This window comes from Streptomyces ipomoeae 91-03 (genome assembly GCF_000317595.1).
Taxonomy (GTDB): Bacteria; Actinomycetota; Actinomycetes; order Streptomycetales; family Streptomycetaceae; genus Streptomyces; species Streptomyces ipomoeae.
In genome coordinates this window covers 1-13,204 of sequence record NZ_AEJC01000030.1, presented here as the reverse complement: position 1 = coordinate 13,204, position 13,204 = coordinate 1, and the positions used below count along the sequence as shown (strand labels likewise).

At 71.0% G+C, this 13,204-nt stretch carries 9 protein-coding genes; 2 read left to right on the top strand and 7 right to left on the bottom strand.

The window, feature by feature from the left end; translation table 11 throughout:
• Positions 1-12 precede the first annotated feature (12 nt).
• The 4 genes from ilvN to STRIP9103_RS01795 all read right to left on the bottom strand — a co-directional run bounded on the left by ilvN (position 13) and on the right by STRIP9103_RS01795 (position 7,123).
• Positions 13-540: an acetolactate synthase small subunit gene (gene ilvN / locus STRIP9103_RS01810; RefSeq protein WP_009295292.1), complete on the bottom strand. Its 528-nt coding sequence runs from the start codon at positions 538-540 to the stop codon at positions 13-15.
• A 25-nt stretch (positions 541-565) separates the two neighbouring features.
• Positions 566-2,413, bottom strand: coding sequence for an acetolactate synthase large subunit (locus STRIP9103_RS01805; RefSeq protein WP_181800323.1), 1,848 nt, complete (start codon positions 2,411-2,413; stop codon positions 566-568).
• 269 nt (positions 2,414-2,682) lie between these two features.
• Complete coding sequence (locus tag STRIP9103_RS01800) at positions 2,683-5,736, bottom strand: putative bifunctional diguanylate cyclase/phosphodiesterase (protein WP_009295298.1); 3,054 nt, start codon at positions 5,734-5,736, stop codon at positions 2,683-2,685.
• A 385-nt stretch (positions 5,737-6,121) separates the two neighbouring features.
• A complete protein-coding gene (locus STRIP9103_RS01795; protein WP_009295296.1) occupies positions 6,122-7,123 on the bottom strand; it encodes a 2-hydroxyacid dehydrogenase in 1,002 nt (333 codons plus the stop codon).
• A 76-nt stretch (positions 7,124-7,199) separates the two neighbouring features.
• On the opposite strand from STRIP9103_RS01795, the gene STRIP9103_RS01790 reads away from it, so the two are divergent.
• Complete coding sequence (locus tag STRIP9103_RS01790) at positions 7,200-8,198, top strand: aldo/keto reductase (protein WP_009295294.1); 999 nt, start codon at positions 7,200-7,202, stop codon at positions 8,196-8,198.
• Between the two features lie 150 nt (positions 8,199-8,348).
• Positions 8,349-9,518, top strand: a complete 1,170-nt coding sequence (locus tag STRIP9103_RS01785; RefSeq protein ID WP_048819517.1) for a PQQ-dependent sugar dehydrogenase — start codon at positions 8,349-8,351, stop codon at positions 9,516-9,518.
• 9 nt (positions 9,519-9,527) lie between these two features.
• Here STRIP9103_RS01785 and STRIP9103_RS01780 read toward each other — a convergent pair whose 3' ends face one another.
• Genes STRIP9103_RS01780 through STRIP9103_RS01770 form a run of 3 tightly spaced genes read right to left on the bottom strand, consistent with a single transcriptional unit; the run spans position 9,528 to position 13,178 of the window.
• Positions 9,528-9,746, bottom strand: a complete 219-nt coding sequence (locus tag STRIP9103_RS01780) for a DUF6191 domain-containing protein (protein WP_009295283.1) — start codon at positions 9,744-9,746, stop codon at positions 9,528-9,530.
• 39 nt (positions 9,747-9,785) lie between these two features.
• Entirely contained in the window at positions 9,786-10,046 is a 261-nt protein-coding gene (locus STRIP9103_RS01775; RefSeq protein ID WP_009295290.1) for a type II toxin-antitoxin system RelE family toxin, read from the bottom strand.
• 30 nt (positions 10,047-10,076) lie between these two features.
• Entirely contained in the window at positions 10,077-13,178 is a 3,102-nt protein-coding gene (locus STRIP9103_RS01770; RefSeq protein ID WP_063747251.1) for a helix-turn-helix transcriptional regulator, read from the bottom strand.
• Between the last annotated feature and the right edge of the window lie 26 nt (positions 13,179-13,204).

Below are 13,204 nucleotides of genomic sequence, written 5' to 3'. Positions count from 1 at the left end.
CCCGAATGCGCCCTACGCCGACCGGTCGAGTGCGCGCAGCGACCGGTCCGTGATCGAACGGGCACCACGGCCGATCGCGATCGTGCCGGACTGGACCAGTTCCTTGATGCCGAACGGCTCCAGCATCTTCAGCATGGCGGACAGCTTGTCACTGGATCCGGTGGCCTCGATGGTGACGGCCTCCGGGGAGACGTCGACGGTCTTGGCGCGGAACAGCTGGACGATCTCGACGATCTGGGAGCGCGTCTCGTTGTCGGCGCGCACCTTCACCAGAACCAGTTCGCGCTGGACCGCGCCGCCCGGCTCCAGTTCGACGATCTTCAGGACGTTGACGAGCTTGTTGAGCTGCTTCGTCACCTGCTCCAGGGGGAGCTCCTCGATCACGTTCACGACGATGGTGATGCGGGAGATCTCCGGGTGCTCGGTGACACCGACGGCGAGCGAGTCGATGTTGAAGCCGCGGCGGGAGAACAGGGCGGCGATCCGGGCCAGGATGCCGGGGGTGTTCTCCACCAGGACGGAGAGCGTGTGCTTGGACATGGTCTGCTTCCTTTACCTACGGCTCTCAGTCGTCTTCGTTGTCGCCGAAGTCGGGGCGGACGTCCCGGGCGGCCATGATCTCGTCGTTGGAGGTGCCAGCGGCGACCATCGGCCACACCATCGCGTCCTCGTGGACGATGAAGTCGATCACGACGGGGCGGTCGTTGATCGAGTTCGCCTCCTCGATGACCTTGTCGAGATCGTCCGGGGACTCGCAGCGGATCGCGTAGCAGCCCATGGCCTCCGACAGCTTCACGAAGTCGGGGACGCGGGTGCCGCGTGCGTTCGGGTTGACGTCGTCCGGGCCGGAGTGCAGGACGGTGTTCGAGTAGCGCTGGTTGTAGAACAGGGTCTGCCACTGGCGGACCATGCCGAGGGCGCCGTTGTTGATGACCGCGACCTTGATCGGGATGCCGTTCAGGGCGCAGGTGGTGAGCTCCTGGTTGGTCATCTGGAAGCAGCCGTCGCCGTCGATCGCCCAGACCGTACGGTCGGGGGCTCCGGCCTTGGCACCCATCGCGGCCGGGACCGCGTACCCCATCGTTCCGGCGCCGCCGGAGTTCAGCCAGGTGGCGGGCTTGTCGTACTGGATGAAGTGGGCGGCCCACATCTGGTGCTGGCCGACGCCCGCCGCGAAGATCGTGCCCTCGGGGGCGAGCCGGCCGATCCGCTCGATGACCTGCTGCGGGGAGAGCGAGCCGTCGGCGGGCAGGTCGTAGCCGAGCGGGTAGGTCTCGCGCCAGCGGTCGAGATCCTTCCACCAGGTGCTGTAGTCGCCCCGGTTGCCCTCGCTGTGCTCCTTCTGCACGGCCTGGATCAGGTCGGCGATGACCTCGCGGGCGTCACCGACGATCGGCACGTCGGCGGCGCGGTTCTTGCCGATCTCGGCCGGGTCGATGTCCGCGTGGACGATCTTGGCGTACGGGGCGAAGCTGTCCAGCTTGCCGGTGACGCGGTCGTCGAAGCGGGCGCCGAGGGCGACGATCAGGTCGGCCTTCTGCAGTCCCGTGACGGCGGCCACGGAGCCGTGCATGCCGGGCATGCCCAGGTGCTGCGGGTGGCTGTCGGGGAACGCGCCGAGCGCCATCAAGGTGGTGGTGACGGGCGCGCCGGTCAGCTCGGCGAGCACCTTCAGCTCGGCGGTCGCCCGCGCCTTGATGACACCGCCGCCGACGTACAGGACGGGCCGCTTGGCGGCGGTGATCAGCTTGGCGGCCTCGCGGATCTGCTTGGCGTGCGGCTTGGTCACCGGGCGGTAGCCGGGCAGGTCGGTGGTGGGCGGCCAGCTGAAGGTCGTACGGGCCTGGAGGGCGTCCTTGGCGATGTCGACCAGGACCGGGCCGGGGCGGCCGGTGGAGGCGATGTGGAAGGCCTGCGCGATGGTGCGCGGGATGTCCTCGGCCTTGGTGACCAGGAAGTTGTGCTTGGTGATCGGCATGGTGATGCCGACGATGTCCGCCTCCTGGAAGGCGTCCGTGCCGATCGCCTTCGAGGCGACCTGGCCGGTGATCGCGACCAGCGGCACCGAGTCCATGTGGGCGTCGGCGATCGGCGTCACCAGATTGGTGGCGCCGGGTCCCGAGGTCGCCATGCAGACGCCGACCTTGCCGGTGGCCTGCGCGTAACCGGTCGCGGCGTGACCGGCGCCCTGCTCATGGCGGACGAGCACATGGCGCACCCGGGTGGAGTCCATCAGCGGGTCGTACGCCGGGAGGATCGCGCCGCCGGGGATGCCGAATACCGTCTCGGCCCCGACCTCCTCGAGAGAGCGGATGAGGGACTGCGCACCCGTGACGTGCTCGACGGGGGTGGACTGTCCTCCGGATCGGGGCCGCGGCTGCGGATGGTGGGCCCCGGTGGCCTGCTCGGTCATCGGCATTCTCTTCTCGATGCTGAGGTTCTTAGCGAGGGTTTGTGCGACAGGTTTACACCGTTTTGCACGGTGTGCGGCTCACGTCTGACTGGTGCCCGTGCAACAAAAAACCCCTCGTGCCATGAGGCAAGCGAGGGGAGCGCGCCGGGTACGGTCGCTGGGGGTTCCGGAACATCCTCCGGTCGGACCCAGCTTCAGCCGACGCGCTTTCCAAGTACGAGAATTCGGGTGCGCATGGCACTGACCCTCCCCCCGGCGCGCACCGCGTGTCAAGTTGGTGGGACAGGAGTCTCATTATGTGAGCGAAGGGCGCTTCCGCCTCCGTAGACAGCGGGCACACCACTGGTGTACACCCCCGCCCCGCCTCCCGCGAACGCGGGTTCCGCCGGGCCGCGCGGCACCGGATAGTTCCCTGTGGACAGGGCCCGGCGCAGCCGGTACTCGTCCAGCGGTCCGGAGAAGGCGGCGCCCTGGCCGTGGGTGCAGCCCATCGCGCGCAGGGCGACGACCTGCTCGGGCAGGTCCACCCCCTCGGCCACGGACTCCAGCCCGAGGTCGCCCGCGATGCGCAGCAGCCCACTGGTGATCTTGTGCAGCCGGGTGGACTCCACGACCCCCTCGACGAGGCTTCGGTCCAGCTTCAGTACGTCGACGGGGAGGCGGCGCAGCGCCGTGATGGCCGCCTGGCCGCTGCCGAGGCCGTCCAGGGCGACCCGGACGCCGAGGCGCCGCAGCTGGCTCAGCCGGCGCTCCAGGTCGTCCAGGGAGCCCTTCACCTCGGTGTCGGACAGCTCGATGACCAGGGAGCCGGAGGGGAGCCCGTGGCGGGTCAGCAGGGTCTCCAGGGAGCCCGGGGGCAGTGAGCGGTCCAGCAGGCGCCGGGCGCTCATCCGGACGGAGACCGGGACGTGCAGGCCGTTCACTAGGCGCTCGGAGGCGTGCTCGACGGCCTGTTCCAGCATCCAGCGGCCCAGTTCGGCGGTCTTGTCGTTGTCCTCGGAGACCCTCAGGAACTCGGCGGGGGTGAACAGCACCCCCTGGGACGAGCGCCAGCGGGCCTCGGTCGCGACCGACGAGATCCGGCCGGTCTCCAGCTCGACCACCGGCTGGTGCAGCAGCAGGAACTCGCCGTCGTGCAGCGCGGCCCGCAACCGGGTGGCCAGCTCGGCCTTGCGTACGACGTCCTGCTGCATCTGCGGCTGGTACAGCTCGACGCGGCCCTTGCCGGACGCCTTGGCGCGGTACATGGCGAGGTCGGCGTTGCGCAGCAGCTCGCCCGCGCCGAGGCCCGCCTCGGCGAAGGCGACGCCGATGGAGGCGGCCACACGGACGTCGTTGCCGTCGATGGTGTACGGCTGGGAGAGGGTGACGCGCAGCCGGTCGGCGAGCTCGAAGATGTGCTGTTCACGGGCGGCCCGGTCGCGGGAGCCGTCGCCGACGATGAGGGCCGCGAACTCGTCGCCGCCGAGGCGGGCGGCGGTGTCGCCCTGGCGGACCGACTCCTGGAGTCTGCGGGCGGCCTGGACGAGCAGTTCGTCCCCGGCCTGGTGTCCGATGGTGTCGTTGACGGCCTTGAAGCCGTCGAGGTCGATGAAGAGGACCGCGGTGTTGCGCAGGGCGATGCCGCGGTCGGAGGAGCGACGGCCGGAGAGCGCCTGCTGGACGCGCTTGGTGAACAGCGCGCGGTTGGGCAGGTCGGTGAGCGGGTCGTGCTCGGCGTTGTGCTGCAGCTGGGCCTGCAGACGCACTCTCTCGGTGACGTCACGGCTGTTGAAGATGAGGCCGCCGTGGTGCCGGTTGACCGTGGACTCCACGTTCAGCCAGCCGCCGTCGCCGGACTTGAAGCGGCACTCGATGCGGGTGGTGGGCTCCTCGGCGGGGCTGGCGGCGAGGAAGCGGCGTACCTCGTGGACGACGCAGCCGAGATCCTCGGGGTGGATGATCGACGCCAGCTCCTTGCCGACGAGCTCCTCCGCGGGGCGTCCGTACACCCCGGCGGCGGCCGGGCTGACGTAGCGGAGGATGCCGCTGGGCGCGGCGATCATGATGACGTCGCTGGAGCCCTGGACCAGGGAGCGGAAGTGGTTCTCCTTCTGGGCCAGTTCCTGGGTGAGGGTGATGTTGTCGAGGAGCATGATGCCCTGGCGGACGACGAGCGCGAGCACGACGGTGCAGGCGGTGATGAGCACCACGCGGTCGACGCTGCGGCCGTTGAGCACGTTGTAGAGGATGCCCAGGGTGCAGACGGCGGCGGCCAGGTACGGAGTGAGGGCGGCCAGGGATCCGGCGATGGGGCGCGTGACCGGATACCGACTGTGACCTCCTCCCTGGAGGGGCACGTGGACGTGTCCTCCGTGCGGGCCGTCGTGGCGGTGCCCGTCGGCGTCGTGCCGGTGCCCGTCGGCGTCGTGGCGCTGTCCCGGGATGTGTTCGTGGACCACGCGCGCGTGCTGCTCTTCCTCGGGCTGTCCATGCCGCTGGCCGGCCCAGGGGGCGTAGGCGAGGAGCAGGGAGCCCGCGAACCAGCCGGCGTCGAGGAGTTGGCCGGAGCGGTAGCTGTTGTGCAGCAGGGGTGAGGCGAACAGGGCGTCGCACATCACGGTGAGCGCGAGCGCGCCGATCGCGGTGTTCACCGCCGAGCGGTGCATCGAGGAGCGGCGGAAGTGCAGCGCGAGCACCATGCTGACCAGGGCGATGTCGAGCAGCGGGTAGGCCAGCGAGAGCGCGGTGTGCGCGGTGTCCGAGTCGTCGAGCTGGGCGGTCTGGGCCAGCGCGAGGCTCCAGGAGAGCGTGACCAGGGAGCCGCCGATGAGCCAGGCGTCCAGTGCCAGGCAGACCCAGCCGGCCTGGGTCACGGGCCTCTTGGCCAGCACCAGCAGGCCGACGATGGCGGGGGGCGCGAAGCAGAGGAAGAACAGGTCGGCGTAGCTCGGGTTGGGCACGGGCCGCTCCAGGACGACCTCGTACCACCCCCAGACGCCGTTGCCCAGCGCCGCCATGGCGGATGACAGGGCGAACAGCAGCCAGGCGGGTCGAAAGCGGCTGCGGCGGCTGCGCGCGTAGCGGAAGCAGGAGACGGCCGCCGTCGCCGCGGCGGCGCTGAGGCCGAAGTCGCCCATGACGAGGGCGACTTGCTCATTGCCCCAGCCGAACGCGGCACCGACGGCGTAGGCCGCGCACAGCAGGGCGAGGACGAGCTGGGCCCGCAGGCTCGCGCCGCCGCGCTCGGGCGACGGCCCGCCCGGCAGCAGCACCCCGGGCAGTGGCTTGGCCGTCCTCGGCGTGGGGCTCAGCGTGGGTGCGGAGGACGGGCGGGGACTCACCGGATCTCCCCGGTGAGCGATCCCCTGCCCCACTGGTCCCGGTGCGTGGGATGGGTGTGCTTTCTGGGGCTGCTGTGCCTGAGGTGCCTGCCGTGACCGCTGTGGCCGCCGTGACTCCCGTGCGGGTGCCTCCGCGTCGCAGCTCGCCAGGGCCTCCGTCGGCTCCGCCGCGTCGGATCGTTCGTCCATAGGCCGTGCATCGCCCGTCGCCCCCCTCGCAGTCTCAAGTCCGTCCCCGGCGCCGAACGGTGCGCGGCGCAGCCCCTGCCCGGACGATACACCAGTCTCGTCACTCAGGGACAGGGTACCCATACGCTCCGTGACCACCTGCGGCAATACGAGCACGTACCGCTTCCGAAGGGATGCGGAGGGTGCCCGAAGTGGATTACAAGTGCGCCGGCTCTGCTGTCGTAAGGACCACGTTGCGCAGCGGCCGATGGTTCACGAAACGTTCCAACTGGTCCACCAACAGCCTTTTCGCACGCGGCAGGAAGGCCGACGTGGGACCGCCGACGTGAGGGCTGATGAGTACTCCCGGCGCCTTCCACAAGGGGTGTCCGGGCGGCAAGGGCTCGGGGTCGGTGACATCGAGCGCCGCCGTGATGCGCCCTGTGTCCAGCTCGGCGAGGAGCGCCTTGGTGTCGACGACGGCTCCGCGGGCAACGTTCACCAGCAGGGCCCCGTCCTTCATACGGGCCAGGAAATCGGCGTTGACCAGACCTTTCGTCTGTTCCGTGAGCGGTGTGGACAGGATCACGACATCCGCCTCGGGCACCAGGGAGTGCAGGTCGGTGAGCGGGTGCACCGGTCCGCGCGCCGTGGTGCGCTCAGAGCGCGCGACGCGCGCCACCCGCGCCACCTCGAAGGGTACGAGCCGGTCCTCGATGGCGGCGCCGATCGCGCCGTAGCCGACGATCAGGACGGACTTGTCGGCCAGCGCCGGACGGAAACCGCCCTGCCAGAACCCCTGTTGCTGGGCCCGTACGAAGTCGGGGACGCCGCGCAGCGAGGCGAGCGTGAGCGTCAGCGCGAGCTCCGCCGTACTGGCCTCGTGCACTCCTCGCGCATTGCAGAGCCGGACACCCGGCGCGACCACCGACAGTCGCGCCATGACGTCGTCGACACCCGCCGTGAGCGTCTGAATGACACTCAGATTCGGCATGTGCTCCAGCGGGTTGCCCCGCACCGACCAGCGCTTCATGTACGGCACGACGTACAGGACGCAGTCCGACGGGTCGCCGGGATAGGGCTGGTTTCCGTCCTCACCTCCGTCCCAGAAGAGGTAGTTGGGCCCTTCGGGGAGCCCGTCGATGTCGTCCGGCGGGATGGGGAGCCACACGTCGGCGGTCACGTCCGGGGTGCGGTGTGAGGTGGAGTCGGCAGTCATGCTCCGGAGACTATGTCAGGTGCCCGGAACGGCAGAGGTTAGGTTGGGGGACCAGGAGAGGGAGGGTCACGACCAGGTGGAGCGCAGGACGATCGGCGCGGCGACGCTCGAAGTGGGGGCCGTCGGACTCGGATGCATGCCGATGAACTGGGCGTACACCGGGTCGCGGCAACGGGGCGACGAGTCGCTGCGGACGGTGCACCGGGCGCTCGATCTCGGCACGACGCTGCTGGACACCGCCGACATGTACGGCCCGTTCACCAACGAGCTGCTGGTGGGGCGGGTGTTGAAGGAGCGCCGCCGGGACGCCTTCGTCTCCACGAAGGTCGGCCTGCTGGTGGGTGAGCAGCACATCGTGGCCAACGGCCGCCCCGGCTATGTGAAGCGCGCCTGCGACGCCTCGCTGCGGCGGCTGCAGACCGACGTCATCGACCTCTATCAACTGCACCGCGAGGACCCCGAGGTTCCGGTCGAGGAGACATGGGGTGCGATGGCGGAGCTCGTACAGGCGGGAAAGGTACGGGCGTTGGGCCTGTGCGCGGTGGGCGCGCGGGCGGGCCGCCGGTCGGGCACGGGCATGTACGACGCGACGATCCGCCGGCTCCGCCGGATCCAGCAGGTGTTTCCGGTCAGCGCGGTGCAGGCGGAGCTGTCGGTCTGGTCGCGGGAGGCCCTGGACTCCCTTCTCCCCTGGTGCGCCGCCCGCGGCATCGGCTTCCTGGCCGCCATGCCCCTCGGCAACGGCTTCCTCACCGGCACGCTGACCCCCGGCGAGGGTTTCGAACCGGACGACATGCGCGCCCGCCATCCCCGTTTCACCGCCGAGATGATGGCCGCCAACCAGCCCATAGTCGCCGGCCTCCGCCGCGTCGCGGCCCGCCACGGCGACACCGTGACCCCGGCCCAGGTGGCCCTCGCCTGGCTTCTGGCCCGGGGTCCCCACGTGGTGCCGGTGCCGGGGACCAAGCACGAGCGCTGGGCGGCGGAGAACGCGGGGGCGGTCTCGCTGCGCCTGACGGCCCAGGATCTGGCGGAGGTGGAAGATCTTCCTCCGGCTCAGGGATCCTGGGACTGAGGGAACGGCTCGCCCAGCACGGCGGCGAACGGCGGGCGGACAACAGGCAACTGCCGGGTCGCAGCCGAAAAATCTTCTTGATCGGGCGGAGGTGGAACCTGTGGGGCGCCGGCGGTGTAAGAACAGTAGAAGCTCCACGTCGAAGGGATCATGATGGCGCAACGTCGAGTGGTGACGGCCGTGTTGGCCGCGGCCGTGCTCCTGGTGACGACCGGCTGTTCCTCCGACGACGGAGAACAACCGGACACGAGCGGTGGCTCGCCCCCGAGCAGCAGCGCGGCATCGGCCTCGCCCTCCGAGCAGGCGGCGGAAGAAGTGCCCCCGGCGAAGGGCTCGGTGAAGGTGGTCCGCACCGTCGCCGAGGACCTGGACACCCCCTGGGGCCTCGCTCCCCTCCCCGAGGGCGGCCTCCTGGTGTCCTCCCGCGACGAGGGCACGATCAGCAGAATCGACGAGAAGACCGGCGAGAAGACGGAGCTGGGCGAGGTCCCGGGCGTCGCCGCGGCCGGCGAGGGCGGCCTCATGGGCCTGGCCGTCTCCCCGGAGTACGCCTCGGACCACATGATCTACGCGTACTTCACCTCGGAGTCCGACAACCGGATCGTGCGGATGCTGTACGACCCCGAGAAGCCCGAGGGCGAGCAGTTGGGCGCCCCCGACACCATCCTGCGCGGCATCCCCAAGGGCACCAATCACAACGGCGGCCGTATCGCCTTCGGCCCCGACCGGATGCTGTACGCCGGCACCGGGGAGCGGTACGAGGGCCCGCTGGCCCAGGACAAGGACTCCCTCGGCGGCAAGATCCTCCGTATGACCCCGGACGGCCAGCCGGCCCCGGGCAACCCCTTCGACAACTCCGTCGTGTACTCGTACGGCCACCGCAACGTCCAGGGCCTCGCCTGGGACAGCAAGCAGCGCCTGTGGGCCTCGGAGTTCGGCCAGAACACCTGGGACGAGCTGAACCAGATCCAGCCGGGCGGCAACTACGGCTGGCCGGAGGTCGAGGGCAAGGGCGACAAGTCCGGCTACGTCGACCCGGTGGCGGTGTGGGACGTGGCCGAGGCCTCCCCCAGCGGCATCGCCATAGCGGAGGGTTCCGTCTGGATGGCCGGCCTGCGGGGCCAGCGCCTCTGGCGCATCCCCCTCGACGGCACCAAGCCTTCCGCCGATCCCCAGGCCTTTCTGGAGGGCGAGTACGGCCGTCTCCGCACGGTCGTCTCGGCCGGCGGCGACAAGCTGTGGCTGGTGACGAGCGAGACCGACGGCCGGGGCTCCCCGGAGAGCGGCGACGACAAGATCCTGGAGCTGGAGGTGAAGTAGCCGGGCGTCTCACTCCTCGCCGGTGTCCGCCTCAGCCACCTGGTCCGGCTCGGAAGCCTCCTGGTCCGCCGTGGGCGGTCGTACGACGACCTTCCCGGACGCGAGGTCTATCGGCCCGCGCCCGGGGTCGTTGTCCCCGACGTCCTCCCGGGTCAGCTCCAGCCGGTTCTGCTCGTCACGGGTGTGCTTGCGGCCGGGCGCGAACAGTTCCTCGAAGGCGTTGAACACGGTGCTCCCCCTTTGAGCCCGCGTCGCGGCGGGCGGCGGCTACTCGTCGTCGATCAGCGACTGGTCATGGTTCGCCATGGGCATGGGGATCAGGAAAGCCCGGTGGACCGGGTAGTGCACGGTCAGTCCTGATGCCCCGGACACCACGCGGATGTCCTCGCCGCTCACGGCCCGGGACACGGGTGTGAAGGGGTCCTCGGCCAGTTTCTGGAGCCCTCGCTCCAGGAGTTCGCGCCGGTCCTCGGGGAGCGCGTCGCGCTGGGCGGCGGCGTGCTCGGTGAACTCGGTCCGGTACTGCATGGCTCCCCTGCGGTTCGCGGCCTGTTCCCATCATCCCGCAGCCAGTCGCTCCCCCGCCCCGGCCGGAAAAAGCCCCAGTCGGTGCGCCACCGCCGCCGCCTCGCCCCTGCCCGAGACGCCGAGCTTTGCCAGGATGTTCGAGACGTGGACGCTGGCTGTCTTCGGGGAGATGAAGAGTTCCTCGGCTATTTGGCGGTTGGTGCGGCCTGCGGCGACGAGGCGGAGGACGTCGTGTTCGCGGCCGGTGAGCCCCAGGGCGGCGACGGGGTCGGTGGGGGTGAGGGCGGGCTCGGGGGCGCGGCTGAGGGTGAGGCGGGCGCGGCGGGCGAGGAGGGAGACCTGGTCGGCGAGGGGGCGGGCGCCGAGGTGGTCGGCGACGGCGGCGGCCAGCCGCAGCAGTTCCGTCGCGCGGTCGCGGGCCTGGTCGTCGGTGCCGTCGGCCAGCAGGGCCTCGGCGAGCCGGTGCCGGACGCGGGCGAGGTCGTACGGCCGTTCAAGGGGCTCGAAGGCGGTGACGACGTCGGACCAGGTGTCGGGGGCCATCACGCCCTCGGCGCGCTGGAGTTCGGCACGCACCCAATGCTCGTGGGCGAGCCAGATCGGTGCCCCGGTGGTGAGTTTCTTGACCACGGTGAAGATCCGGTCGAGAACGTCGGCGCGGCCCTGCTCGGCGCCCGGCAGCCCCAGGGCGTCGGCCTCGGCGGTGGCGGCGGTGAGCAGCAGCGGCCAGGCATAGCGCTGGGTGCCCATGGGGAAGCCGGTGTCGAGGACACGGACCAGTTCGGCGCGGGCGTCCTGGAGACGGCCCTCGGCGATGGCGACACCCATCGTGTTGCGGGACAGCGGCAGGTTGTACTGGGGCATGGGGTCGTGGGTACCGAAGTGGGCGCGGGCGGCGGCCAGTTGGCGGTGGGCTTCGGCGATGTCACCGCGGGCGATCGCCATGCGGGCGCCGTAGCCGGCCCCGACACCGTGGGGCTTGGCGTTGTGGCCGATGCTCTGGGCGTTCAGCGCGGCCTCGGCGGCCTCGTTCCAGCGGCCGAGGGATTCCAGGGATTCGGCGAGGTTCGCCCACAGCCATGACTCGGTGTCCCGCAGTCCCAGTCGTCGGACGAGCTCCAGGCCCTCGTGGAGGAGTGTCACCGCCTCCTGGGAGCGGCCGATGCCCTCCAGGAACGAGGGTGGATTGACCAGGGCATTGCCCAGAACCGTGGCGAAGGCGCCGGGTTCCCTCAGCACCCGGTTCCTGACCTGATAAAGCTCGGCCAGTCCCGCCTCGACGTCGCCCGAGTCGACCATCAGGCCGCCGAGGGTGAGCCGCGCGGTCAGTTCGATCTCGTCGGCGCCGACCATGCACGCGTACTCGACGGCGCGTTGGGCGGCCGTCATGGCGTCGGGGCCGGGCTCATGGAGCATGGACCAGCCGGCGGCCATCGTCAGGACCTCGGCGTGCACCTCGGACGGGGGTAGACCGCGCACCAGTTCCTGGGCGGTGCCGAGCTCCTTCCAGCCGTTGCCTCGGGCCAGCCCCTGGACCAGCAACGACCGCTGGACCCAGAACCAGGCCGCCCGTAGCGGGTCGTCCTCCTCCTGCAGCAGGTCCAGCGCCCGCCGCGTGATCCGAAGGGCCCGCTCCCGCTCCCCGCACAGTCGTCCGGCGACGGCGGCCTCGGCCATGAGGTCGAGGTAGCGCAGCGGGGTGGTGGCGGGGTCGCAGCCGCAGGGCGGATAGACCTCGGAGTAGTCGATGGGGCGCAGGGTGGCGCGTACGGCGTCGGGGGCGGCGTCCCACAGCTCCATCGCCCGCTCCAGCAGCCGTAGTTGCTCGGCGTGGGCGTGCCGGGAGCGGGCCTCGACGGAGGCGTCGAGGACGGCGGGGAGGGCCTTGGCGGCGTCGTGGGCGTGGTACCAGTGGCTGGCCAGGCGGGTGGCGCGGCCGTCGGCGGGGACGAGCGCGGGGTCGGCTTCGAGGGCTTCGGCGTAGCGGCGGTTGAGACGGGAGCACTCGCCGGGGAGCAGGTCGTCGCCGATGGCCTCGCGGACGAGGGCGTGCCGGAAGCGGTAGCCGTCGCCGCCGGGTGCGGCAAGCAGGAGGTTGGCGCCGACGGCGGCCCGTAGCGCCTCGATGAGGTCGTCCTCGGGGAGCCGGGCCACGGCCGCGAGCAGGGCGTACTCCACGGTGGAGCCGCCCGCGGCGACGATCCGGGCGACCCGCTGGGCGTCCTCGGGGAGCTTCTCGACGCGGACGAGGAGGAGGTCGCGCAGGGAGTCGGTGAGGCCGACGCAGCCGCCGTCGTGGGCGGCGACGGCGAGTTCCTCGACGAAGAAGGCGTTGCCGTCGGAGCGTTCGAAGATCTCGTCGGCCTGCGTCGGGTCGGGTTCGGCGGCGAGGATACCGGCGAGCTGGTGGCCGACCTCGGCGCGGTTGAAACGGCGCAGTTCGATACGGCGGACCGTGCGGAGGCGGTCGAGTTCGGCGAGGAGGGGGCGCAGCGGGTGGCGGCGGTGGATGTCGTCGGAGCGGTAGGTGGCGAGGACGACGAGGCGGCCGGTGCGCAGGGTGCGCAGCAGGTAGGCGAGGAGGTGGCGGGTGGAGGCGTCGGCCCAGTGCAGGTCCTCCAGTACGAGGACGATCGTGCGGTCGGCGGCGAGGCGTTCCAGGAGGCGGGCGGTGAGCTCGAACAGCCGGGCCGTGCCCTCCTCGTCGTGCCCTGCGCGTGGGGTCTCGCCCAACTCGGGGAGCAGCCGGGCCAGTTCCTGCTCCTGACCGGCCGCCGCGGCGATCAGCTCGGTGGGGAGTCTGCGGTAGAGGGCGCGCAGGGCTGTGGAGAAGGGGGCGAAGGGCAGCCCGTCGGCGCCTATCTCGACACAGCCGCCGAGCGCGACGACCGCGCCCGCGCGTTCGGCCGCCGCCGCGAACTCCTCGACCAGCCGCGTCTTTCCGACCCCGGCCTCACCTCCGAGCAACAACGCCTGCGGCTCTCCGCCAGTGCCCCCGGCTCCCCCGCCGCCGGGCGCCTGTGCGGGACCCTCGCCTGCCGCACGGGCCAACGCCTCGTGCAGCACCTCCAGTTCGTCGGCACGACCGACGAACACCGGACTGACAGACCTGCTTTCCACACCACCGAGCATCGCACGCGACACCGACAGCCCGGCAC